The sequence below is a fragment of the Brevundimonas vesicularis genome (assembly GCF_032067225.1).
GTDB classification, from domain to species: domain Bacteria; phylum Pseudomonadota; class Alphaproteobacteria; order Caulobacterales; family Caulobacteraceae; genus Brevundimonas; species Brevundimonas vesicularis_F.
The window spans coordinates 1-25,037 of record NZ_DAMBJX010000041.1; the positions used below are offsets into that span (position 1 = coordinate 1).

Here is a 25,037-nt window from a genome sequence, read left to right on the forward strand (position 1 = left end):
GTCCAGCCATTCGATGCGGTGCTTGCCCTCGGGCAGACTGAACCCCGCATCGACAAACCGTTTGGTGGTCAGGTCGAACTCGCGCACGACCACCGCATCCTTTCCGCCGTCGGACAGATTGATCAGGCAGCGGGTGTCGTCCGGCGCCAGGCAGTCGACGCCTTTGAACACCCAGTCTTTGCCCTCCGCCTTGGACAGGGCGTCGATGTCCAGCAGCGTCTCCCATTGCGGCGTTGCGGTCCGGTAGCTGGCCAGCGTCGTGCGACGCCAGACGCCCTTGGGATTGGTCGCGTCCTGCCAAAAGTTGCCGATGCCGTCGCCCAGGAAGGACGGGCTGGGGATGCGGTCGGTCGCCGTCAGGATCGCCTGGGCCTCGGCGCGGAAGGTTTCGTAGCGCGGATCGCCGGTCAGGGCCGCCAGGGACTTGCGGTTCTCTTCGGCGACGAAGGCCATGGCCTCGGCCCCGTCCACCTGCTCCAGCGCCAAATGATCGTCCGCCGCCGCGACGCCCGCCGGGGTCAGGTCGCGGGGGAAGTGAGGCGGAGGGCTGTCGTTGGTCGAGACCACGACTTCGTCAACACCTCTGGCGACCGGCGTACTCGCGCAGGCGGCCACCAGAAGGGCCGGGATGGCGGCGGACAGGATCAGGTGACGCATGGCTTGAACTCCGCAAATCTGATCCTCCCCCGCGTCGCGGGGGAGGGGGACCGCCATCAGGCGGTGGAGGGGGACCGCCGTCAGGCGGTGGAGGGGGCGGAACCAGACACGGTGCGCGGGGTCGCCCCCTCCACCACTTCGTGGTCCCCCTCCCCCGTTCACAAATGCTTACGGGGGAGGATTGAGTGCTATTCCTGTGCCGGCGTGTCCATCAGACGGCGCGACAGATAGGTGTATTCCAGCGCTAGGCGACGCGCGGTTTCGCGCAGGTTGGCCCCGGCCGCGTGGCCGCCGTCGACGTTCTCGTAGAACAGAACCGGATAGCCCAGCTCCTCAAGCCGCGCTGCCGCCTTGCGGGCATGGCCCGGATGGACGCGGTCGTCCTTGGTCGAGGTATGGATGAAGACTTCCGGGTAGGGCTGGTCCGCGCGCAGGTTCTGATACGGCGAATATTGCTGAATCCAGGCGCGCTGCTCGGGGATGTCGGGGTTGCCGTATTCGCCGATCCACGAGGCGCCGGCGAGAAGCTTGTGGAAGCGCAGCATGTCGAACAGCGGCACCTGAATGACGGCGGCGTTGATCAGGTCCGGCCGCTGGGTCAGCATCGCCCCCATGAACAGCCCGCCTTGCGAGCCGCCCATGATGCCCAGCTTGGGCTGGCTGGTGATGTCGCGGGCGATCAGGTCCAGGGCCACGGCCTGGAAATCCTCATGCGCGCGCTGGCGGTTCTGTTGCAGGGCTGCCTCGTGCCAGCGGGGTCCGAACTCGCCGCCGCCGCGCGTATTAGCGATGACATAGACGCCGCCCCGCTCCAGCCACAGCTTGCCAACCGTCGCCGAATAGCCGGGCAGCAGCGAGCTTTCAAACCCGCCGTAGCCGTACAGTAGCGTGGGGTTGGAGCCGTCCAGCGGCATGTCCGCCTTGTGCACCACGAAATAGGGGATCATGGTCCCGTCGGCCGAACGGGCCTCGTGCTGTTCGACCGTCATGCTGGCGGCGTCGAACTTGGCCGGCATCGACTTGACCTGATCGACCGCGCCGGTCGCCGCATCGGCCAGCCACAGGCTGGATGGGTTCAGATAGCCGGTGACGCTGACGAAGACCTTGTCGTCCTTCTCGGAAGCCGAACCGACGCCGACCGAGACGTTCTGGGGCAGGTCCAGCGTCGTGTGCGCCCATTCGCCTTGACCGGGAGTGTAGACCCGCACCGAGCCGCGCACATTGTCGTACAAGGCCACGACCAGCCGGTTGCGCGTGACGTTGACGCCTTCGATGGCCTGGCGCTCGGTCGGACGCAGCACCAGCTGGGCCGGGGTCGCTTGGTCGGCCAGCCAGGCCTCCAGCGGCCAGGCGATCAGGTCGCCGGTCTTGAAATCCTGACCCGACGGCGCGGTCCAGTCCTGTTTCAGCGACACCAGAAGCTGGCCCTGAACCAGGCCAGTGATGTCGGACTTGGCCGGCAGTTGAAGCTGGGTCAGGGCGCCGTCGTCGCCCAGGCGCCAGGTCTCGGACGAATAGAAGTCCACCGAACGGTTGATCAGCGTCGCCTTCACCACCCCGTCGGCGTCGCGCAGCGTATAGCCGGACACCGAAACGTCGGTCGGTTGGCCGGTGAACAGGGTCTCGGCCTGGTCGGGCGTCTGGCCGCGCTTCATCCGCTTGACCACCATCGGATAGCCCGAGTTCGTCAGGGTGCCGGGACCGAAGTCGCGCGAGATCAGCAGGGTGTTCTTGTCGATCCAGGATGCACCGCCCTTGGACTCCGGCAGCATGATGCCGCCGTCGACGAACTTGCGCTCGACCGTGTCGAACTCGCGCAGGGTCACCGCGTCCTTGCCGCCGTTCGACAGGCTGATCAGGCAGTAGCGCTCTTCGGGCTGAAGGCAGGTCGAGCCCTTGTAGACCCAGTTCTGGCCCTCGGCCGCCGCCAGGGCGTCGATGTCGAGGATGGTCTGCCACTCGGGCGTGGCGCTGCGATAGCTGTCCAGCGTCGTCCGACGCCACAGCCCGCGCACATGCTGGGCGTCCTGCCAGAAGTTGTCGATATGGCCGTCGTGGGTGAAGCCGGGCGACGGGATGCGGTCCTGGGCCTGAACGATCTCCAGCGCCTGCTGATGCAGGGTTTCGTAGCGGGGATCGCCCTGCAGGACGGCGAAGGTGCGTTCGTTGTGGGCCTTAACCCACTCCATCGCCCGCTCGCCCTCGACCTCTTCGAGCCACAGATAGGGGTCGGTCGTATCGCTGGTCGCGAAGCCGCCGGATGCGAGGGCGGGTGAGGAGGCGGAAGTCTGGGCCATGGATACCGAGGTCAGGCTGGTGGAGGCGAGAAGCGTCGCAAGTGCGACGGCGGAAGCACGGATCATGGACAGGTCCCCGAAAACGAAGCCGGCACCTTAACGACGCCTTCCCGTGCGGCAAGCCGTGCGACCTTACCGTTTTGTCACACCGGTGGGACGCGCCGCCTTAACCCTCGTCGGGAATGCAGAGCAGCTTGCCGCACGCCTTGCAGTGGACGGCGTCGGGGTCGTGGTTCTGCAGGCCGCAGCGGTCGCAGGGGAAATGCACCTTGTGAGGTCGGATCAGGGCCTGCGCCAGGCGCAGGAACAGGGTGATGCCGACCAGCATGACAGCGATGGACAACAACCGCCCCCACGGCCCGGGCAGGGTGACGTCGCCAAATCCGGTCGTCGTTAGAGTGGCCACCGTGAAATACAGCGCATCCACATAGCCGGAGATGCCGTCGTGCCCCCTGAAGGTCGCATAGACGAAGCCGGTCGCCACGAAGACGAAGGTGATCAGATTGGCCAGGGCCCGCGCGATCCCTTCGACCCGTGTATCGTCAAACCGCGCCCCCACGGTGCGCCAGAAGAAGTCCGAGTTCAGCAGGGTCCACAGCCGCAGCATCCGCAGGAAGCCGAGGTTGAACAGCCAGGCCGGAAACAGCAGGGTCGCCAGCACGAACAGGTCGACCCAGACGATCGGCCGCTTCAGCCAATCCTTGATATTGGCATAGGCATAGGCCCGCGCGGCCAGATCCAGAGCCAGAATGGCGGCGATGAAATAGTCCAGCGCATAGAAGGCCCAGCCCATGTTCTTCAGGATGGGCGCGGCAAGGAAAAAGCCGATGATCGCCAGGTCGATCACGATGACGGTCAAGCGGAACTTCACCGCCGCCGGCTGACTGCCATGATACAGATATCGCAGTCGGGCGCGCAGTCGCAGGCCGTTGTCCTTGGGGTCGGTTTCGGTCTGGGACACGCTGGTTTCCGCGACGCTGGGTTGGGCCTATATGGCCTGCATGACCCGTCCTTTCGTCAAGATGAACGGCGCCGGCAATGACTTCGTCGTCGTCAATGCGCTGGAACAGCCGTTCGCTCCCGGCGAGGACCAGATTCGTGCGCTGGGCGACCGGCAGACGGGCGAAGGCTTCGACCAGCTGATCGCCATCGAACCGTCAGACACGGCCGACGCCTTCATGCGGGTGTGGAACGCCGATGGATCGATGGTCGAGACCTGCGGCAACGCCCTGCGCTGCGTCGGCTGGCTGTTGATGCAGGCGAACGGATCGGATCGCGTCGTCATTGATACGGCGGGCGGGCCGACAACGGCGACGCGCGCCGGCGACCATCGTGTGACCGTGGACATGGGCAAGCCTCGCCTGGACTGGACCCAGGTGCCGCTGGCCGAAGAGATGGACACGCGCGGGATCGAGCTTCAGGTCGGGCCGATCGACGCGCCGATCCTGCATACGCCCGGCGCCGTCTCCATGGGCAATCCGCACGTGGTCTTCTTCACCGACCGCCAAGACGACGGCTTCGTCACCGGATCCGGCTCGCTGGTCGAGCATCACCCGCTGTTCCCGCAAGGGGTCAATGTCGGCTTCGCAAACGTGCTGGACCGGGACCACATCCGCCTGCGGGTGTGGGAGCGGGGCGCCGGCCTGACCAAGGCCTGCGGCACCGGCGCCTGCGCCGCCCTGGTCGCCACCGCGCGGCGCGGCCTGACCGAACGCAAGGCGACGGTCGTCGTCGATGGCGGCGAGCTTGTCATCGATTGGGATACCCAGACCGATCACGTCCTGATGACCGGACCGGTCGAGATCGAACGGACGGGCGTGCTGTCGATCTGACGGCGTTGACGCTGACGCGCAGGTCAAGCTCGGGACCGATTGCGCAGGCTTCCTCCGCGTCAAGGGTTGGCGCGGCCCGTCCCAGCCTCTAGGACACGAACGGTTACAGCCACGCCGACGCCCTGGACGACCGATGCCCGATCAGACCGAAAAGCAAACCTTCTCCGACGACGAAGCGCTGGACTTCCACCGCATCCCGACGCCGGGCAAGATTTCCATGGCGCCGACCAAGCCGATGGCGACCCAGCGCGATCTGTCGCTGGCCTATTCCCCGGGCGTGGCCGTGCCGGTGCTGGCGATCGCCGCCGATGCGGACAAGGCCTACGACTACACCTCCAAGGGCAATCTGGTCGCCGTCATCTCGAACGGCACCGCGATCCTGGGCCTGGGCAACCTGGGTCACATGGCCTCCAAGCCGGTCATGGAAGGCAAGTCGGTCCTGTTCAAACGGTTCGCCGACGTCGACAGCTTCGACGTCGAGGTGAAGACCACCGATCCGGACGAGTTCATCACCGTCGTCAAGAACATCGGCGACACCTGGGGCGGCATCAATCTGGAGGACATCAAGTCCCCCGAATGCTTCGTCATCGAAAGCGAGCTTCAGGATCTGCTGGACATCCCCGTCTTCCATGACGACCAGCACGGCACCGCCATCATCTCGACCGCTGGCCTGATCAACGCCGTGCATATCGCGGGTAAGAAGCTGGACGAGATCAAGGTCGTGCTGGCCGGCGCCGGGGCGGCGGGCCTGTCCTCCATCGCCCTGATGAAGGCCGCGGGCGTCAAGGCCGAGAACACCGTGATCTGCGACCGCGACGGCGTCGTCTACAAGGGTCGCGACCACGGCATGGATCAGTGGAAGGCCGCCCACGCCACCGATACGCCCCTGCGCACCCTGGCCGAGGCCATGGTCGGCGCCGACGTGGTGCTGGGCCTATCGGCCAAGGGCGCGATCACCAAGGAGATGGTCGCGTCGATGGCGCCCAATCCGATCATCTTCGCCATGGCCAACCCCGACCCCGAGATCACGCCAGAAGACGTCAAGTCGGTGCGTTCGGACGCCATCATCGCCACGGGCCGCTCGGACTATGTGAACCAGGTCAACAACGTCCTGGCCTTCCCCTATTTGTTCCGAGGCGCGCTGGACGTGCGCGCGCGCCGCGTGAACCACGAGATGAAGATCGCCTGCGCCCAGGCCCTCGCCGCCCTGGCGCGCGAAGACGTGCCGGACGAGGTCGCCGCCGCCTATCGCGGACGCAAGCTGAAGTTCGGCCCGGACTACATCATCCCGACGCCCTTCGATCCGCGCCTGATCTGGTACATCCCGCCCTTCATCGCCCAGGCGGCGATGGACACCGGCGTGGCCCGCGTCCAGATCGAGGACATGGACGCCTATCGTCACGCGCTGCGTTCGCGCGTCGATCCGTCCGCCGCCCTGATGCAGAAGATCAGCTCGGCCGTGCGCGGCGGGCCGAACAAGCGCGTCGTCTTCGCCGAGGGCGAAGAACCCGCCGTCATCCGCGCGGCCTGGGGCTTCAAACAGGCCGACCTGGGCACGCCGATCCTGGTCGGCCGCGAGGATCTGATCCGTCAGAACGCCGCAGAGGCCGGTCTGAACTTCGACGAGCTGGGCATCGAGATCACCAACGCCCGCGTCTCCGACCACAATGTCGAGGACACCGACTGGCTGTACGAAAAGCTGCAGCGCCGGGGCTATCTGCGCCGCGACGTGCAGCGGATGATTAATCAGGACCGCAACTATTTCGCCGCCACCCTGGTCGCCAAGGGCCGGGCCGACGCCATGGTCGCGGGCGTGACACGCAACTTCAACATGGCGCTGAAGGAGGTCCAGCGCGTGCTGGACGTGGACGACACCCTGATCGGCCTGTCGATCCTGCTGGCCAAGGGCCGCACCCTGTTCGTCGCCGACACCACGATTCATGAACTGCCCAACGCCGAGGAGTTGGCCGACATCGCCGTCAAGGCGGCCGATACGGTGAGGAAGCTGGGTCGCAATCCTCGCGTGGCCTTCCTGTCCTATTCCACCTTCGGCAACCCGCCCGGCGACCGCGCCGAGAAGGTGCGCGAGGCGATCCGCATCCTGGACAAGAAGGGCGTCGATTTCGAATACGAGGGCGAAATGCCGCCGGAAGTCGCGCTGGATCCCAAGGGGCATTCGGCCTACGCCTTCAACCGCCTGACCAAGCCGGCCAACGTCCTGGTCATGCCCGCCATCCATTCGGCGGCCATCTCGACCAAGCTGGTTCAGGCCCTGGGCGGCGCGACCGTGATCGGTCCGCTGCTGGTCGGTCTGGAGAAGCCGGTGCAGATCGTCAGCTTGGGCGCCTCGGTCAGCGAGATCATCACCGCCGCCACCTTCGCCGCCTATGACGCCGGTCCCGCCTTCCAGGGCTCGGGCCTGACCTCGGCGCCGCGTCCCCCCGCGGCCGTGGTCGAGCGTTGAGCGAACCCTCGCCCTTTCCACCCGCCGCCCCGCCGCCCCGGCGGGTAGAGCCGGGTCTCTATCTGGTCGCCACCCCGATCGGCAACCTGCGCGACATGACGCTGAGGGCGCTGGACGTACTGGCCGCCGCCGATCTGGTGCTGGCCGAGGACACCCGCGTCACCGCCAAACTGCTGAGCGCCTATGGGCTGAAGGCCAGGCTGGAACGCTGCGACGATCATGCGTCCGGCCGCGCCGCCGAACAGGCGATCGAACGGTTGCGTGAGGGACAGGTGGTGGCCTTGGTGTCGGACGCCGGCACGCCCCTGGTCAGCGACCCCGGCTTCGTCGTCGCCCGGGCCGTGATCGCCGAAGGCCTGCCCGTCCATCCGATCCCCGGCGCCTCGAGTCTGCTGGCCGCTCTGTGCATCGCCGGCCTGCCCGCCGACCGGGTGCTGTTCGCCGGCTTCCTGCCGCCCAAGACGGCCGGACGCACCGCCGCTCTGGAAGCCCTGAAAAGCCAGCGCCAGACGCTGGTCTTCTTCGAGAGCGGGCCGCGCCTGAAGGACAGTTTGACCGACATGGCCGCCGTGCTGGGCCCGCGCCCCGCCGCCGTCGCCCGCGAGCTGACCAAACTCTATGAAGAGTGCGTGCGCGGGACGCTGGACGACTTGGCCGTAGATCCGCGTCTGGACAGCCCCAAGGGCGAAATCGTCGTGGTCGTCGGTCCCGGCGAACAGGTTCAGGCGACCGAGGCCGACGCCGACGCCGCCCTGATCGACGCCCTTCAGACCCTGTCCACCGGCGACGCCGCCTCGGAGGTCGCCAAGGCCCTGGGGCTGAACCGAAAGACCCTGTATCGACGGGCGCTGGAGCTGAAGGGCAAGTGAAACGCCTGTCTCGTCCCGCGCCGGTCCGTCGCCCCAAGGCGGCGTGGCGTCAGGCGAAGGGCGGGGCGGCGTTCAAGTCCGGTCACGCCGCCGAATGGATCGCGGCCTTCTGGCTCATCCTGCGCGGCTATCGCGTGCTGGGGTTTCGTCTGAAGAGCCGGGCCGGCGAGATCGATCTGCTGGTCTGTCGTGGTCGGGTGCTGGCGGTGGTCGAGGTCAAGCGCCGCGCGACGATGCAGGCGGCCCTGCTGGCGCTGAAGCCGGTCCAATACGATCGACTGGTCGCAGCGGGCGAGGCGATCCGACGTAATCGGCCGGGCCTGCAACGTCTGGAATTGAGAATTGATATGGTGGCGCTGGCTCCCTGGCGCGTTCCACGTCATCTTCGCGGCGTCGAGAGGCGCTGACGAGGGGATCGCATGACGCGCGAGGAGGCCGAGGCCGTCCTGACCGCCGCCGGTCAGGCCGAAGACGACGCCTTCCCCCTGCTGGAGGCGGCGATCGCCTGCGCCATCCATGACCATCCGTTGCGTGATCCCGAGCCTGTTCGCGCTCTGGCCCGTAACGCCTGCGAGCGGCTGAAGGAGCGGATTGGCGGCGAAGGGCCCGACGAGGCGCTGGCCGAAACCCTGTGCGCCGACCTGCGGCTGAACGGCGACCTGATCCATTACGACCATCCCGACAACACCGACATCATCGCAGTCGCCGAGCGTCGGCGCGGCCTGTCCGCCGTGCTGGCGGTCTTCTATCTGCACGCGGCGCGCGCGGCCGGCATCACGGCGGCTGGCGTCGATTTTCCCGGCCATTTCATGGTTCGCGTCGAGACGCCTGAAGGTCCCGTCGCCCTGGATCCGTTCAGCCAGGGGCGGCTGATCCTGCCCAGCGAACTGACGCGGCGCGCGCTTCGCGCCGGTCTGATGCCGCACGTCGCGGATCGGCTGGATCTTCTGATGGCGCCAGTGACGGATCGTCAGTCGCTGATCCGGCTGCAGAACGTGCTGTTCAGCCGCGCCATTCGCGGTCGGGATTATGAAGGCGCGGAGCGGTCGGCCCTGCGTCGTGCCCTGCTGGACCCCGAGGACCACCGGCCGTGGCTCGATGTCGCCTCGGCGCGCGAGAAGCAGGGGGCGCTCGCGGGCTCTCTGGATGCTCTCGCTCGCGCTCAGGGTCTGGACGGCGTCGAGGAGGCGCGGCGGTTCACGACCTTCGAGCGCGTGCGGATGCAGTTGAACTAAACGACGGCCTCGCCGCGCAAAAGCCGGGGCAAGTCGCCTGTCGCGCCGCCCGCCTCCTGCATGAAGGCGCGGCGCAGAGGGCCGATGCGATTGACCGCGGCCATGCCCAGGTCGCGCGCCAGACGCACCGGCGCGATGTCGTTGGAAAACAGACGCACGAAGGCGTCGAAACCCGCCGCCAGGGCCGCCGTATCGAACCGGCGCCATCGCGCATAGCGCTCCAGGACGGTTTCCGACCCGATATCCTCGCCCAGGCGCGCAGCCTCGGCCAGAACCTCGGCCAGAGCGGCCGCATCCTTCAGCCCCATGTTCAGACCCTGGCCGGCGACCGGATGCACGCCGTGCGCCGCATCCCCGATCAGGGCGATGCGCGGCGCGATCAGTTTCTCGGCCAGGCTCAGCGACAGCGGATAGACGAAGCGTGGGCCCTCGACCGTCGCCCCATCCAGAAACTCCCCGAACCGCCGCATCAGATGGGCGTGGAAGGCGGCGTCCGAGGCGTCGCGCAGCGCCTCGCCCCGTCGCGTCGTCTCGGTCCAGACCAGGCTGGCGCGCTGATCGGTCAGGGGCAGGATGGCGAAGGGGCCGCTGGGCAGGAAATATTCGTGCGCGACATTGCCGTGGTCGCGACCCAGCCGCACCGTCGCCACCACGCCGCTCTGGCCATAGCCCCAGCCGACCGTCTCGATCCCCGCGGCGCGGCGCACGGTCGAGCCTCGCCCTTCTGCCCCGACGACCAGCGGCGTGATCAGCGTCGATCCATCGGCCAGGATCACGGTCGCCTTGCCCGCATCGGTCTCGACTCTGGCGACGGTCGCCGGGGCCCGCACCGCGATCCCCGCGCGCGTCACCGCCTCGGCCAGGGCCGCGCGGATGCGACGGTTCTCGACCATATAGCCCAGCGGCTCGCCGCCGGAGCGGCCGCCGATCTCATCGGCGTCGAAGCGCAGGAAGGCGGGCGAGGCGGACCGGCTGGCCGCGCCCGGCCGACGCCCGTCCGTCACCAGAATATGGTCCATCCGACAGGCGTGGGGACGAAGGCTTTCGCCCAGGCCCAGCGCGTCCAGCATGCGGAAGGTCGAAAAGGCGACGGCCGTCGACCGTCCGTCGAAGGTCGGCGCCAACTGGGCGCTGAACGCCTGCGGATCGATCATCACGACCTTCAACTGCGCTTGCGCCGCCGCCAGGGCGAAGGCCGTCCCGGTCAGCCCCGCGCCGGCGATGACGATGTCGTAGGGTTCGGTATCAGCCATGGAAGGCTTGTCGCGCCGTCGCGGCCAAAGGTCCAGAGGACGGTTTGTCCATCGCCAAGGCCAAGCTGGTAAACAGCCCCTTAACCCTGTGAGTGCGACAAAGGCTACCGAACGTCAGCCGCCGGAAGGTTCGACCCTTCATGTCCACCGCCCTCGTAATCGGCCGCCAGGCCTGGATCAGCGCCCGCATCCTGTGGGACGCGCCCTTCGTGGTGCGGTTCAGGGGGGTCTTGCAGGCCCTGCTGGCGACCTTGCTGCTGGTCGCCCTGGTGTCGTGGAATCCGGCAGACGCCAGTCTGAATGCCGCTTCCAGCCTGCCGACGACCAACTGGCTTGGGACTAACGGGGCCCTGTTCGCCGACCTGTTCATGCAATCGCTGGGCCTTGCGGCCTGGCCCGCCGCCCTGCTGCTGGTCGCCTTCGGCCTGGCGCGCGCGGTCGGCGATGCGATCCAGCAAAGGCTCAAGCCCACGCCGTTGAAAGCCCTGGCCGCGACCGGCGGGACGCTGCTGCTGTCCAGCGCGCTCGCCGCCCTGGCCGCGCCCGCCGCCTGGCCGCTCGCCGCCGGTCTGGGCGGTCTGTGGGGCGATGCGGTGACAGGCTTGGCGGCGCGCGGCCTCGGCGCCCTGCATATCCCCGGCGGCCGCATCATTGCAGGCCTCGTCTTCCTGGTCGCCGGGCTGTGGCTGGTCGGTTTCGCCATCGGCCTGCGCGCCATGGATTTTCTGGACGCCCTGCACTGGGGCAAGTCGCTGCGCGCACCCGCGCCGCCTCAGCCGAAGCCCCAGGCCGCCCGCGAAAAGGCGCCCGCCAAGGCCCGAGCGCCCCGCGCCGCCCCACCGGAAGAGGCGCCGCTGGCCCCGACCTATGCCGAAGAGCCGCCTCAGACCGCCTACGACGACCTGCCGCCGTGGGAGGACGACGCCGTCCAGCCCGCGCCCCGCCCCTCGGCCGCCCGCCCGGTCGAGCCGCGCGTCGCCGCGGTCAAGGCACCCAAGGCCCGCAAGGACAACGTGGACCAGCAGGCCTTCGACTTCGTGCGGCCGGAAGGCGATTTCGACCTGCCGCCGCTCGGCATCCTGACCAAGCCGGCCCAGCGCGTCGGTTCGGTGGACGAGGACTCCCTGAAACAGAACGCCAAGATGCTGGAAGGCGTGCTGCAGGAGTTCGGCGTGCGCGGCGTGATCGACCAGATCCGTCCCGGCCCTGTCGTGACGCTGTACGAATTGGTGCCTGCGCCGGGGGTGAAGCACGGCCGCGTGGTCGCTCTGGCCGACGACATCGCCCGGTCGATGTCCGCCCGCGCCTGTCGTATTTCCGTGGTCCAGGGCCGCAACGCCATCGGCATCGAACTGCCCAACGCCAAGCGCGAAACCGTCTATCTGCGCGACCTTCTGGCCAGCGCCGAATACGACAAGAAGGGTCACCTGCTGCCCCTGGCGCTTGGCGAGACCATCGGCGGCGAACCCTATGTCGCCGACCTGGCGCGCATGCCTCACCTGCTGATCGCGGGCACCACCGGCTCGGGCAAGTCCGTGGGGGTCAACGCCATGATCCTGTCGATCCTGTATCGCCACAGCCCGGCCGAATGCCGCTTCATCATGATCGACCCCAAGATGCTGGAGCTGTCGGTCTATGATGGCATCCCGCACCTGCTGGCGCCGGTCGTGACCGATCCGAAGAAGGCGGTCGTCGCCCTGAAATGGACGGTGCGCGAGATGGAGGATCGCTATCGCCGCATGTCCAAGCTGGGGGTGCGCAACATCGCCAGCTACAACGAGCGCGCCCGCGAGGCCCAGGCCAAGGGCGAGCATTTCGAACGCACCGTCCAGACCGGCTTCGACGACCAAGGCCGCCCGGTCTATGAGTCCGAGAAGATCCGTCCCGAACCGCTGCCCTTCCTGGTCGTCGTCATGGACGAGATGGCCGACCTAATGCTGGTCGCCGGCAAGGACGTCGAGGGCGCCGTTCAGCGTCTGGCCCAGATGGCCCGCGCCGCCGGCATCCACCTGATCATGGCGACCCAGCGCCCGTCGGTGGACGTCATCACCGGCACCATCAAGGCCAACTTCCCGACCCGCATCTCCTTCCAGGTCACGTCCAAGATCGACAGCCGCACCATCCTGGGCGAACAGGGCGGCGAGCAGCTGCTGGGCCAGGGCGACATGCTCTACATGGCCGGCGGCGGGCGCATCACCCGCCTGCACGGCCCGTTCGTCGACGACAAGGAAGTCGAGGACGTCTGCAAACATCTGAAGGCCCAGGCCGAGCCTGACTATCTGGATCTGATCACCGACGAACCGGACGGCGACGGCGACAACGGCTATGACGAAGGCGGCGGCGGAGGCTCGGGCGACGACCTGTACGACCGCGCGGTCGCCGTGGTCACCCGCGACCGCAAGGCCTCGACCAGCTACGTGCAGCGTCGGCTCCAGATCGGCTACAACCGCGCCGCCTCTCTGATCGAGCGGATGGAGCAGGAAGGCGTGGTCAGCCCCGCCAACCACGCCGGCAAGCGTGACGTCCTGGCCGGCCCTCCGCCGATGGTATGACAACAATCGAGGAACGGCTGCGGCTTGGAGCCGTTGTCTGACCCGCTATCGCGTCCAAGCTTCAGCATTTCGATGAACAGGGCTTCATCGCAGCGCCGGAATATGGTCAGGCTCGCGTCATTCCGACGCCAAGCCAACCGGGCAAGACGGCAGGATCGACAACCATCCCGAACGGGAGACGAACTTCATGACCTCGCGCACCAAGACCCTGGCCTTGCCGGCCGCCGATCTGCACCGCCGCAGCCTGCTGCTGGGCGCCGGCCTGACGACCGGCCTGATCGCGCTGGGCGCCTTCGACGCCGCCCATGCCCAGTCCAACCTGTCGGCCGAGGATCGCGCCGTGGTGCAACAGGCGCAGGGCTATCTTCAGGCGCTGACCTCGGCGCAAGGAACCTTCACCGAAACGGGCCCGAATGGACAGACGCGCCAAGGGCGCTTCTATCTGCAGCGTCCCGGCAAGATGCGCTTCGAATACACCAACCCCGCCGGTCTGTTGGTGGTGTCGGACGGCTATAACGTCAAACGCTACGACCCGCGTCTGAACAGCTTCCAGCAGGTGCCGCTTGGTCGCACCCCGCTGTCCACCTTCCTGGCGCGCAATGTGCGGTTGGATCAGGGCGTGCGCATCGAGCGCGTGACCCGGATGGCTTCGGGCGCCTTCGCCATCACGGCGCGGGACTCCAACCGCCCGAACGACGGTCAGGTCGTGCTGGCCTTCGCCGGCAATCCGATGCGTCTGCAAGAGTGGACCATCACCGATCCTCAGGGCGCCCGCACCCGGACCCAGCTGACCTCGCTGCAACCGGCGTCCGGCCTGTCGGCGCGCCTGTTCCAGCTCAGCGACCCGACCCGTCGTCCCGGCCGCAACTAAGGGCATTCAGTCTTAGGGTGTTCTGGGGCGGGTGACCATTCCTCAACCCCTGTTCCCCTAGATTGGCCGCATGAGCGCGACCGCCCCGCCATCCGGCGCCCCTTCGCTGAAATGGATCGGGGCGGTCGGCGCGGGCGCCTTTGCTCTGTTCATGCTCGGCGCACTGGTGGTCGAACCGGCTCTGAACCGCGTAATCGCGCCTACCGACGCCTCCGCCAGACCTCGCGCGTCCGGACAGGTCGAGGTCGGGGAAGTCGTGCTGTCCGGGCGCTACGTCGCGACCAAGTCCGACATGGCGCTGGACATAGACGGCGGCGCGCTGAGCACGACCGCGGGCGGCCGCCTGACCTCGGCGCCCCATCGGCTGGTTCAAGCGGATCAGCAGGCCAGCGTCTCAAAAAGTTTCACCGACGCCATGGCCGTGCCGCCGATGGTCCAGATCGAGGTGCGACGCGTCACGGCTGACGAAGACACGCGGTTGTGCGCCGGTCATCCCGTCGGATGGCTGGCCCTGGCCGTGCGGCGCAACGGCTTCGTCCTGATGCCGGTGCGACAGGGACCGCCGCCGGGCGCCCTGTTGGCCGACGACCGCCTGTGCGCCGTCCTGGACCTCAGCCGATGATCCGTGGTCTGGTGCTGGCGGCGTTGGCCGGACTGGTCGCCGCGCTTCTGACCTGGACCCGGCCGGGCGCGACGGATGGGACGGCGACAGACCCCGTCGTCATTCAGGTGCTCGACAACGGCTTTCACACCGATATCGCCGTCCCGCGCGCCGCGCTGGAGCGCCGCGGCGGTCCTCTGGCGCTTGCAGTCCAATCCTTGGCGCCTGGCGACTGGATCCTGATCGGATGGGGCGATGCGAAGTTTTACGTCGATCAGCGCCCGATTTCAGATCGCCTTCCCGACGGCGCGCGCGCCTTCCTGCATCCCGGCAATCGATCGGTGCTGATGCTGGCCCCTCGAGCCGAGGATCCGCGCCTGGCCTATGGCGAAGACAGCGCCGCGCTGACCCTGAGCCGCGCTCGCTTCGAGCGTCTGGCCGCGCGGGTCGAGGCCTCGCTCGATCTGTCGAACGGCCGGCCGCGCATCGCAGCCCTGCGGCCCGGCGACGACGCGCGCTTCTTCGCCAGCCGCGAGACCTTCTCCATCTTGCATCTGTGCAATCACTGGGCGGCCGGCGTCCTGAACGCCGGTGGCGTGGCCATTCGTCCAGTGCCAGCCATCACCTCGGGCGAAGTGATGCGCTCGGTTCGGGCCGCCGAACGGGCGCGAAAACTGGACAGACCCCCGCTGCGGGACTAGACCGCCCGACTTTCGCCTATCCGGCCGGGTCCGATCCCCAGCGGGCGAACAAGAAGGAGAGGCCAATGGCCCACAAGCAACACACCCGTAACGCCTCCGGCCCCGCCGGACCCAGCCAGCGCCAGCTGCGCGCCGGCGAGCTGATCCGTCACGCCCTAGTCGACATCCTGCGCGAAGAGGATATCCGCGACGAGGCCCTGGCAGGGGTGTCCATCACCGTGACCGAAGTGCGCCTGTCGCCGGACCTGAAACACGCCACCTGCTTCGTCGAGCCTCTCGGCGCCGGCGTCGAGGCCGCACCGACCAATGGGCATGAGAGCGAGATCATCAAGGCGCTGAACGTGCACGCCAAATTCGTGCGCGGCCAGCTGGGCCGTCGTCTGGACATGAAGTTCACGCCCGACCTGAAGTTCCGCCACGACGAAAGCTTCGACGCCGCCAGCCACATCGACCGCCTGTTCGACGACCCCCGCGTCCGCGCCGACCTGGAGCGCCGCGACGACGAGGGCGATCAGTGATCCTCCGGCCTCAAGTAGCGCGAAGCGCGGTAGGCCAAGCATAATGGCCCGCAAGAAGAAGGGCGACATCGTCGACGGTTGGGTCTGCCTGGACAAGCCGTTCGAGATGGGATCGACCGAGGCCGTCAGCCGCATCCGTCGCCTGTTCAACGCCCAGAAGGCCGGTCACGCCGGAACGCTGGACCCGCTGGCCAGCGGCATCCTGCCCATCGCGCTCGGCGAGGCAACCAAGACCGTGCCGATGATGATGGAGGCGCAGAAGGTCTATCGCTTCACCATCAACTGGGGCGTCTCGACCGACAGCGTGGACCGCGAGGGCGAGATCATCGGCCGCTCCGACGTGCGTCCCACGGTCGATCAGGTGAAGGCCGCCCTGCCGGCCTTCGTCGGCGAGATCGACCAGACGCCGCCGCGCTTTTCCGCGATCAAGGTGGACGGCGCCCGCGCCTATGACCTGGCCCGCGACGGGGTGGAGTTCGAACTTCAGGCTCGGCGCGTGACCATCCATTCCGCCGAGGTCAGCGACGCGCCCGACGCCGACCACGTTGAAATCACAATCCGCACCGGCAAGGGCGTCTATGTGCGGTCGCTGGCGCGCGATCTGGCTGCGGTTCTGGGCGCCGAGGGTCATGTCAGCGCCCTGAGACGCGAGCGGGTTGGCCCGTTCACCACGCAAAACGCCGTCACTCTGGATTCTCTGGAGGAAATGGTGCATAGGGGCGCCGCCTCGGAAGGCTTGCTTGCCGTCGCGACCGCTCTGGACGACATCCCGGAACTGGCCGTGAATGAACAGGACGCCTTCTCGCTTCGGCAGGGACGCCCGATCGTTCTGCTCCCCCGTCAGGTGGAAACCCTCAAGGATCGTCTTACCGGCGGTTCGCGCACGGTTTCAGCCTTTCAGGGCCAGACCCTCGTCGCCCTCTGTCAGTTGCGGGCCGGCCGGCTAGAACCCGACCGCGTTTTCAACCTCTAGGCCCGCGCCATCCGGCAAGGGCCGAGACCCCACGGCCTCAAGTAGCGCGAAGCGCGATAGGCCAAGAAAGGACTCTTACGATGTCGGTTACTGCTGAACGCAAGCACGAGATCATCGCCGATAACGCCCGCTCCGCCGGCGACACCGGCTCGGCCGAGGTTCAGGTCGCGATCCTGTCGGAGCGCATCGCCAACCTCACCGAACACTTCAAGACCCACAAGAAGGACAACCACTCGCGTCGTGGCCTTCTGAAGATGGTGTCGCAACGTCGCCGCCTGCTCGACCACCTGAACAAGGTCGACGCCGGTCGCTACCAGGCGCTCATCTCCAAACTGGGCCTGCGCCGCTAAGGCGTCGGATCAGTGTAGAATACGCTTTCGAGGCGCGGGCGGTCACGTCCGCGCCTCGTTGTGCAACTAAGCGCTTCCAGGCCAAGTGGCTGCCGGTTGGCCGCCCGGGAAGCGCGACTATAAGACACGACCTGTGCGCCGCAGGACTTACCGGCGCAGCTGCGAGGGCCATGACGGTCCTCTCCCGGTCGTCGCGATGGCGCGGCGGCCTCTGGATCGAAGGACTGAACGCCGACGCATCCGCCCCATGATGGGACCCCGCACGGAATACGCCGTCCGGGATACGAAAGACGAAATATGTTCGACATCAAACGCAAGACGATCGACTGGGCCGGCCGCCCGCTGACCCTGGAAACGGGCCGCATCGCCCGCCAGGCCGATGGCGCTGTGCTGGCGACCTACGGCGAGACCGTGGTTCTGGCCACCGTCGTCTATGGCCGCGCGCCCAAGCCCGGCCTGGATTTCTTCCCCCTGACGGTCAACTATCAGGAAAAGACCTTCGCCGCCGGCAAGATCCCGGGCGGCTACTTCAAGCGTGAAGGCCGTCCGTCCGAGAAGGAAACCCTGGTTTCCCGCCTGATCGACCGTCCGATCCGCCCGCTGTTCGTCAAGGGCTTCAAGAACGAGACCCAGGTCGTCGTGACCGTGCTGCAGCACGACATGGAAAACGACCCCGACGTTCTGGGCATGGTCGCCGCCTCGGCCGCCCTGACCATCTCGGGCGTGCCCTTCATGGGCCCCATCGGCGCCGCGCGCGTCGGCCTGATCGACGGCGAGCTGGTCCTGAACCCCGCCATCGACCTGATCCCGTCCTCGGACCTCGACCTGGTGGTCGCCGGCACGCAAGACGCCCTGATGATGGTCGAATCCGAAGCCAAGGAGCTGTCGGAAGAGAAGATGCTCGAGGCCCTGATGTTCGCGCATGCGGGCATGCAGCCGGTGATCGACGCCATCATCGAACTGGCTGAACACGCCGCCAAGGAGCCGTTCGACTTCCAGGCCGAAGACCACTCCGACGTCGTCGCCTCGATCAAGTCGCTGGTCGGCGAAGACATCAAGAGCGCCTACACCCACGCCGGCAAGTACGAGCGCCGCTCGGGCGTCGACGCCGCCAAGAAGGCCGCCGCCGCCAAGCTGGTGAAGACCGACGAGAACCCCGACGGCGTCGACGGCTCCAAGTTCTCTGCCGCCTTCAAGGAGTGCGAAGCCGAAGTCCTGCGTCGCGACATCATCGAGAACGCGCACCGCGTCGACGGCCGCGCCCTCGACAAGGTCCGCGCCATCGTGTCGGAAGTCGGCGTCCTGCCGCGCACCCACGGTTCGGCCCTGTTCACGCGTGGGGAAACCCAGGCCCTGGTCGTCGCCACCCTGGGCACCGGCGAGGACGAACAGTACATCGACAGCCTGCAGGGCACCTACAAAGAGAACTTCCTGCTGCACTACAACTTCCCTCCCTATTCGGTGGGTGAAGCGGGCCGCATGGGTTCGCCCGGCCGTCGCGAGATCGGTCACGGCAAGCTGGCCTGGCGCGCGATCCGTCCGATGCTGCCGACCAAGGAAGACTTCCCCTACACGATCCGTCTGGTCTCCGAGATCACCGAGTCGAACGGCTCGTCCTCGATGGCCACGGTCTGCGGTTCGTCGCTGGCCCTGATGGACGCCGGCGTGCCGCTGGTCCGTCCGATCTCGGGCATCGCCATGGGCCTGATCCTGGAGCCGTCGGGTGAGTTCGCCATCCTGTCGGACATCCTGGGTGACGAAGATCACCTGGGCGACATGGACTTCAAGGTCGCCGGCACGTCGGAAGGCATCACCAGCCTTCAGATGGACATCAAGGTCGCCGGCATCACCAAGGAGATCATGCAGCAGGCCCTGACCCAGGCCTCGGCCGGTCGCCTGCACATCCTGGACGAGATGTCCAAGGCCATGGATGCGCCGCGCGCCGAACTGGGCGAGCACGCGCCCAAGATCGAAACGGTCAAGATCCCGGTCGACAAGATCCGTGAAGTGATCGGTTCGGGCGGCAAGGTCATCCGCGAGATCGTCGAGAAGACCGGCGCCAAGATCGACATCGGCGATGACGGCACCATCAAGGTCGCCGCCAACGATCAGGAGAAGATCGACGCCGCCAAGGCCTGGATTCAGTCCATCGCCTCGGAGCCGGAAGTCGGAACCATCTACTCCGGCAAGGTCGTCAAGGTCGTCGACTTCGGCGCCTTCGTGAACTTCTTCGGCGCCAAGGACGGCCTGGTCCACGTGTCCCAGATCGCTCTGGAACGCGTCGCCAACCCGGCCGACGTCCTGTCGGAAGGTCAAGAGGTCAAGGTCAAGTTCCTGGGCTTCGACGATCGCGGCAAGACCAAGCTGTCGATGAAGGTCGTCGATCAGGCCACGGGTGAAGACCTGACGGCCAAGATCAACGCCGAGCGCGCCGAGCGTGGCGAAGAGCCCCTGTCGGAGGACACCGGCGGCCGCCCCAAGCGCGACGGTGATCGCGGTGGCGATCGCGGACGTCGTCGTCGCGACTAATCGACTTCGGCATTGAGATGGAAAGAGGCCCGGCGGAGCGATCCGCCGGGCCTTTTTCTTTGGCGCCCCACGCAGAGATCGGGCGCCTATCTGCGATTTCACTTGCCGCACCGGTCCATGCGGTTTCCATTGCCGCATCCAATTTTCGAGGGGCCGCTCCATGTTCGATCGTCGTCGTCTTCTTCAGTCCGCCGCTCTGGGCGCCGGACTCGTCGCCGTGGGCGGCCCTGCCTTGGCTCGTCAGGCCGGGGCGCCTCAGGGCGACGCCGCAGCCCAGCTCAAGACCTTCATGGACGCCACGTTCGAGCAGACGCTGGACAAGAGCCCCGAGGTCGTCACCATGTTCGGCCTGGACAAGGGCGACCGCGCGGCCGCCAAGTCCAAACTGACCGCCCCGACCCGCGCCGAGGAGGACGACCAGCGCGCCTTCATCCGTCGCCAGCGCGCCGAACTGGCCCGCATCGACCGCTCCGCGCTGGATGCGCGAAACCTCAACTACTACGACAGCCTGGCCCAGAATCTGGACGGGATCATCGCCACCTACGACATCCCCTACGGCCAGGGCGGATGGCCTAATCCGTATCGGGTCAGCCAGCAGGGCGGCGCCTATCAGTCCACGCCCGACTTCCTGGCCAACCAGCACACCATCGAAACGGCCGCCGACGCCGACGCCTATGTGGCGCGCGTCAACGCCTTCGCCGACGTCCTGCTGGCCGAGACGGATCGATTGAAGGAAGACTATGCGCTGGGCGTCATCCCGCCCGACTTCATCCTGGCCAAGGCGATCCGCCAGCAGGACGGCGTCTTGGCGACCCCCGCGGCGACCTCGCCCCTGACCCAGTCGGTCGTGGATCGGGCCCGCGCCAAGGGCCTGACCGGCGACTGGGGCGCCCAGGTCGAACGGCTTGTGACCGAGCGGGTCTATCCGGCCCTGGCCGCCCAGAACGCCGCCCTGAAGGCAGCCCAACCGAACGCCGTGCACGAGGCCTCGGTGCGCCGCCTGCCGCAGGGCGAGCAGTATTACGCCAACAGCCTGCGCTACATCACCACGACCCGGCTGACCGCTGACGAGATCCACCGCACCGGCGTGGAACAGATGGCCGATCTGACGGCGCGCGCCGATGTGTTGCTGAAGGCGCAAGGCCTGACGCAAGGCTCGGTCGCCGAACGGATCAAGGCCCTAGGGGACGATCCCAAATACGTCTACGCCAACACCGACGCCGGCAAGGCCGAGCTGATCGCCAAGCTCAACGCCCAAATGGCCGACATGCAGGCCCGCCTGCCAAACGCCTTCGGCCGTCTGCCCAAGGCCAAGGTCGAGATCAAGCGCGTCCCGCCCGAGATCGAGGCCGGCGCGCCGATGGGCTATTACAACTCGCCCAGCCTGGATGGGACGCGGCCCGGCATCTACTGGATCAATCTGAAGGACACGGCGGAATGGCCGTCCTGGACCCTGCCTACCCTGACCTATCACGAGGCGACGCCGGGCCACCATCTGCAGATCAGCCTGCAGCAGGAGAGCGAGTCCGCGCCGCTTCTGATGAACCTGCTGGGCTTCTCGTCCTACGTCGAGGGCTGGGGGCTGTACGCCGAACAGCTGGCCGACGAGCTGGGCGCCTATGAGAACGATCCGGTGGGTCAGATCGGCTACCTGCAATCGTTGATGTTCCGCGCCGCGCGCCTGGTCGTCGACACCGGCATCCATTCCAAGGGCTGGAGCCGCGAAGAGGGCATCCGCTACATGATGGAGGCCTATGGCGATCAGGAAGGCGCGGCGACGTCCGAGGTCGAACGCTATTGCGGATGGCCGGGCCAGGCCTGCGCCTACAAGGTCGGTCACAACGAATGGGTCCGCCTGCGCGAAAAGGCCAAGACGACCCTGGGACCCAAGTTTGACATCAAGGGCTTCCACGACACCGCCCTCGCCGCCGGCGGCGTGCCCCTGTCGGTGCTGGAACGGATCGTCGACGGCTGGGTCACGACCCAGGCCTGAGCCCCGCGGCCGCGCCGGGCCGACGAAGAGGATCGGGACGCGTCGGCGCGACGTGTTCGCCCTTTGAGAGTTGCCGCATGATCGATCGTCGCCGACTTCTGCTGACCGCCGCCGCCACGGCTGCGGTCGTCCCCGCCGCAGCGCAGGCCCAAGCCCAGGCCCAGACCCAGACGACCGCCGCCGATGCCGACGCGCGCCTGAACAGCCTGCTGGACGGCTGGTTCGAAGCGGACATCGACGAAAATCCGGAGGGCGCGACCAACCTTGGCCTGGACCGCGGGGCGCGGGCGGCGCTTTCGGCGAAACTCAGCGAAGCCGGACCGGCCGCCATCCGCAAGGATCGTCAGAAGGCTGTGAGCCGCTGGGCGCAGTTGGACGCCTTCGACCAGAGCGGCCTGTCGCCCGCCGGGGCGCTGAACTACGCCATCGCGGCCTTCGGGGCCGAGACGGCCGCGCAGACGGCGCGCTTCGACTACGGAGCGGGCCCGGGACGGCCGTCACCCTATATCGTGACCCAGCTGTCGGGCGCCTATTTCAGCACGCCCGACTTCCTCGACAACCAGCACCGGATCGAAGACGCGGCCGGCGCCGACGCCTTCCTGTCGCGGCTGGAGGCCTTCTCCGGCGTGCTGAGGGCGAGACGGCCAAGATTCAGGAAGATGCGGGTCTAGGCGTCATTCCGCCAGACTTCATCATCGACCGGATGCTGCCGCAGATTCGCACCCTGCGCGATACGCCCGCCGCCGATCTGGCCATGCTGCAGTCTTTAGCGCGCAAGACCGCCGGACTGAACCTGACCGGTTATGACGCCCGCGCCGCCGCTATCGTCGATCAGAAGGTCAAGCCGGCCCTGGCCGCCCAGATCGAAGCGCTGGAGGCCCTGCGCCCGCGCGCCACCCACGACGCCGGGGTCTGGCGCCTGCCGGACGGCGAGGCCTTCTACGCCGCCGGGCTGAAGGCCAATACGACCACAACGTTGACGGCCAAGGAAATCCACGCCCTGGGCCGCGAACAGGTCGCCGAGATCAGCGCCGAGATCGACGCCATCCTGAAGGCGCAGGGCTATACGCAGGGCACGGTCGGCGAACGCATCCAGGCTCTGAACAAGGAACCGGCCCAGCTGTTCGCTAATACCGATGCGGGCAAGGCCGAACTGCTGGCCTGGCTGAACACGCTCGTCGCCGATCTTGAGCCGAAACTGCCCCAGGTGTTCGGCCGTCTGCCCAAGTCCCACGTCGAGATCCGGCGCGTGCCGGTCTCGATCCAGTTTGGCGCGCCGGGCGGTTACTATCAGGGACCGCCGCTGGATGGATCACGGCCGGGCGCCTACTACATTAACCTGCGCGACACCGGAAACTGGCCGCGCTTCGCCTTGCCGACCCTGACCTATCATGAGGCGTCGCCGGGGCATCACCTTCAGGTCGCGTTGCAGCGCGAGTCCGGCGAACTGCCGCAATGGCGACGCGCGGGGGGCTTCTCAGCCTATAACGAAGGCTGGGCCCTGTATGCCGAGGCGGTGGCGGCTGACGATCTGGATGTCTATGCCGACAATCCATTGGGCCGGGTCGGCTTCCTGATGTCCTATCTGTTCCGGGCCGTGCGATTGGTTGTGGACACGGGCCTGCACTCCGAGCGCTGGAGCCGTGAACAGGCGGTCGATTATATGGCGGCCTCGGGCGCCAAGCCGTTGGATGCGTCCAACAGCGAGATCAACCGATACTGCGTCTGGCCCGGCCAAGCCTGCGCGTACAAGGTCGGCCACACCGTCATCGCGCGCCTGCGCAAGGAGGCCGAAGGCCGGCCCGGCTTCGACCTGCGGGCCTTCCACGACAAGGTGCTGGAGAACGGATCCTTGCCCCTGGCCGTCCTCGAACGCGTGGTCCGAGGACAGGCCTAGTCGGCGACGGTCAGGCCGTCGGCTTGGCGAAGGCGGTTGTGAATGTCGGTGGCGGCGACGGCGGCTTCGGCGGTCGCGACGGCGATCTGGTTGAGGCCGCGCACCACGTCGCCGGCGGCATACAGGCCCGGCACGCTGGTGGCCTGGTGCAGATCGACCTCCAACCGGCCGTCGTCGGCCAGACGGGCACCCAGCCCTTGGGCCAGGTCGGCGTTCGGCGATGTGCCCAGAGCCGAATAGACCAGATCGAAGGCGCGACTCTGGCCGGCGTAGCTCAGCGCCGTCACCCGGTCGTTCTCGATGTCGATCGCGTCCAGCGGCGCCAGGATCAGTTCGACGCCCAGCCGTTCCAGTTCATCATGCCGGCTGAGCGCGTCAGGCGCGCCGATGTGGATCAGGGTCACACGGTCGGAATAGGTGCGCATGAAGGCGGCCTCGCGCGCGCCCTTGTCGCTCTGGCCGATGATAGCCACGGCCTTGTCGGTCGCCTCATAGCCGTCGCAGATGGGACAGATGCGGACCAGCGCCTTGCGCACCGCGTCCTCGACGCCCGGCAAGTCGGGATGATGGTCGACGACCCCGGTCGCCAGCAGGACGGCGCGGGCGCGGATGGTGCGGCCATCCATCTCGGCGATAAAGACGTCGCCGTCCTGGGTCAGCCGCTGGACGCGACCCGGTTCGACGACCGCGCCATACTCCTCGGCCTGTTCGCGCATCCGCTTGAGGATGTCCGCGCCAGTGACGCCGGCGGGAAAGCCCGGCATATTGTGGCTGAGCGGGATCCAGCAGGCGCGCGGCGCGCCGCCATCCACCACCAGGGTCCGCCGACGAAAGCGACCCAGATAGGTCGCCGCCGTCAGGCCGGCCGGACCGGCGCCGATGATCAGAACCTCTGGGTCGTTCACCGCGTGCGCCAGGTAACAGGCCACAGGTCGGACGGCACGCCGGCGCATTCGCCCATCACGCTTTCCTGCGTCAGGGTGAAGCCCTGTCCCGTCCAGGCCCAGGTCTGCGCCGCGCCGCAATCGCCGAGGCCGCGCGCCTTGGCGAAGGCCGACAGGGTGCGGGTCTTGGGATCATAGGCGCCGTTGATGGTCGCGTTGTCGGGCATGACCGGATCGGACCCGGGCCCTTCCGATCCGGCGAGGACCGCAGGTCGCGGATCGCGACCACCCGGCCCCGTCAGATACCAGTTGTGCGTCAGGTTGTAGGCGCCGGCGCCGCAGGGCACGGCCCACAGCTCGGTGCGGGCGTCCAGGCGAGCGGACATGACCATGTCGCTGATGTCGGGCGTGGCGGATTCCTTTAGGCAATCGCCGACCTCGGTGCGGGCGCGCAGCGCGGCGGGCAGGCGCTGGTTCTGATCGCCGAACCCGGCCTGATCGACGGCCAGGGCGGGGGTGACGGTCGGCAGCGACGGCGCGACCGGCACAAGGGCGGCCGGA

The 25,037-nt window shown here is 67.5% G+C and carries 19 protein-coding genes and 2 pseudogenes; 15 read left to right on the forward strand and 6 right to left on the reverse strand.

Going from position 1 to position 25,037, the window contains the following annotated elements:
• The 3 genes and pseudogenes from RT123_RS11195 to RT123_RS11205 all read right to left on the reverse strand — a co-directional run.
• Positions 1-657, reverse strand: a pseudogene (locus RT123_RS11195) (S9 family peptidase); the annotation flags it as partial.
• A 188-nt stretch (positions 658-845) separates the two neighbouring features.
• Positions 846-3,020, reverse strand: coding sequence for a prolyl oligopeptidase family serine peptidase (locus RT123_RS11200; RefSeq protein ID WP_313009202.1), 2,175 nt, complete (start codon positions 3,018-3,020; stop codon positions 846-848).
• A gap of 100 nt (positions 3,021-3,120) precedes the next feature.
• Positions 3,121-3,915, reverse strand: a complete 795-nt coding sequence (locus RT123_RS11205; protein ID WP_295236849.1) for a potassium channel family protein — start codon at positions 3,913-3,915, stop codon at positions 3,121-3,123.
• 40 nt (positions 3,916-3,955) lie between these two features.
• Between RT123_RS11205 and dapF the strand changes: the two genes are divergently transcribed.
• The 5 genes from dapF (at position 3,956) to RT123_RS11230 (ending at position 9,354) form a co-directional block, all read left to right on the forward strand.
• A complete protein-coding gene (gene dapF / locus RT123_RS11210; protein ID WP_313009204.1) occupies positions 3,956-4,786 on the forward strand; it encodes a diaminopimelate epimerase in 831 nt (276 codons plus the stop codon).
• A 133-nt stretch (positions 4,787-4,919) separates the two neighbouring features.
• Positions 4,920-7,250: an NADP-dependent malic enzyme gene (locus RT123_RS11215; protein WP_066553438.1), complete on the forward strand. Its 2,331-nt coding sequence runs from the start codon at positions 4,920-4,922 to the stop codon at positions 7,248-7,250.
• Complete coding sequence (rsmI, locus tag RT123_RS11220; protein WP_313009205.1) at positions 7,247-8,119, forward strand: 16S rRNA (cytidine(1402)-2'-O)-methyltransferase; 873 nt, start codon at positions 7,247-7,249, stop codon at positions 8,117-8,119. The genes RT123_RS11215 and rsmI overlap by 4 nt, the downstream gene beginning before the upstream one ends.
• A gap of 5 nt (positions 8,120-8,124) precedes the next feature.
• The gene (locus RT123_RS11225; protein ID WP_313009217.1) at positions 8,125-8,526 is read left to right on the forward strand and encodes a YraN family protein; all 402 of its coding nucleotides are present in this window, start codon (positions 8,125-8,127) and stop codon (positions 8,524-8,526) included.
• A gap of 12 nt (positions 8,527-8,538) precedes the next feature.
• Positions 8,539-9,354 carry a SirB1 family protein gene (locus RT123_RS11230; protein ID WP_295244529.1) on the forward strand — a complete coding sequence of 272 codons (816 nt, stop codon included), beginning with the start codon at positions 8,539-8,541 and terminating at the stop codon, positions 9,352-9,354.
• Here the strand turns inward: RT123_RS11230 and RT123_RS11235 are convergent.
• The gene (locus RT123_RS11235; RefSeq protein WP_313009207.1) at positions 9,351-10,607 is read right to left on the reverse strand and encodes a UbiH/UbiF/VisC/COQ6 family ubiquinone biosynthesis hydroxylase; all 1,257 of its coding nucleotides are present in this window, start codon (positions 10,605-10,607) and stop codon (positions 9,351-9,353) included. The genes RT123_RS11230 and RT123_RS11235 overlap by 4 nt on opposite strands.
• Before the next feature lie 140 nt (positions 10,608-10,747).
• On the opposite strand from RT123_RS11235, the gene RT123_RS11240 reads away from it, so the two are divergent.
• The 10 genes and pseudogenes from RT123_RS11240 to RT123_RS11285 all read left to right on the forward strand — a co-directional run bounded on the left by RT123_RS11240 (position 10,748) and on the right by RT123_RS11285 (position 23,592).
• Positions 10,748-13,159, forward strand: coding sequence for a DNA translocase FtsK 4TM domain-containing protein (locus tag RT123_RS11240; RefSeq protein WP_313009208.1), 2,412 nt, complete (start codon positions 10,748-10,750; stop codon positions 13,157-13,159).
• Positions 13,160-13,346: 187 nt separating this feature from the next.
• Positions 13,347-14,030, forward strand: coding sequence for a LolA family protein (locus RT123_RS11245; RefSeq protein WP_066553451.1), 684 nt, complete (start codon positions 13,347-13,349; stop codon positions 14,028-14,030).
• A gap of 70 nt (positions 14,031-14,100) precedes the next feature.
• Positions 14,101-14,652, forward strand: coding sequence for a hypothetical protein (locus RT123_RS11250; protein WP_313009209.1), 552 nt, complete (start codon positions 14,101-14,103; stop codon positions 14,650-14,652).
• Complete coding sequence (locus RT123_RS11255; protein ID WP_313009210.1) at positions 14,649-15,332, forward strand: DUF2459 domain-containing protein; 684 nt, start codon at positions 14,649-14,651, stop codon at positions 15,330-15,332. Before RT123_RS11250 ends, RT123_RS11255 begins: the two co-directional genes overlap by 4 nt.
• A gap of 65 nt (positions 15,333-15,397) precedes the next feature.
• Positions 15,398-15,850, forward strand: a complete 453-nt coding sequence (gene rbfA / locus RT123_RS11260; RefSeq protein WP_055809765.1) for a 30S ribosome-binding factor RbfA — start codon at positions 15,398-15,400, stop codon at positions 15,848-15,850.
• Between the two features lie 43 nt (positions 15,851-15,893).
• Positions 15,894-16,823, forward strand: a complete 930-nt coding sequence (gene truB / locus RT123_RS11265) for a tRNA pseudouridine(55) synthase TruB (RefSeq protein WP_199060624.1) — start codon at positions 15,894-15,896, stop codon at positions 16,821-16,823.
• 80 nt (positions 16,824-16,903) lie between these two features.
• A complete protein-coding gene (gene rpsO, locus RT123_RS11270) occupies positions 16,904-17,173 on the forward strand; it encodes a 30S ribosomal protein S15 (protein WP_017506665.1) in 270 nt (89 codons plus the stop codon).
• A 297-nt stretch (positions 17,174-17,470) separates the two neighbouring features.
• Positions 17,471-19,702, forward strand: a complete 2,232-nt coding sequence (gene pnp, locus RT123_RS11275) for a polyribonucleotide nucleotidyltransferase (RefSeq protein ID WP_313009212.1) — start codon at positions 17,471-17,473, stop codon at positions 19,700-19,702.
• A gap of 160 nt (positions 19,703-19,862) precedes the next feature.
• Positions 19,863-21,695, forward strand: coding sequence for a DUF885 domain-containing protein (locus RT123_RS11280; protein ID WP_313009213.1), 1,833 nt, complete (start codon positions 19,863-19,865; stop codon positions 21,693-21,695).
• Between the two features lie 77 nt (positions 21,696-21,772).
• Positions 21,773-23,592: pseudogene (locus RT123_RS11285) on the forward strand (DUF885 domain-containing protein).
• On the opposite strand, the gene RT123_RS11290 reads toward RT123_RS11285, so the two are convergent.
• The gene (locus tag RT123_RS11290) at positions 23,589-24,497 is read right to left on the reverse strand and encodes an NAD(P)/FAD-dependent oxidoreductase (protein ID WP_313009214.1); all 909 of its coding nucleotides are present in this window, start codon (positions 24,495-24,497) and stop codon (positions 23,589-23,591) included. The pseudogene RT123_RS11285 and the gene RT123_RS11290 overlap by 4 nt on opposite strands.
• The coding region (locus tag RT123_RS11295; protein ID WP_313009215.1) for a DUF1176 domain-containing protein at positions 24,494-25,037 on the reverse strand (544 nt) is incomplete at its 5' end. The genes RT123_RS11295 and RT123_RS11290, both read right to left, overlap by 4 nt.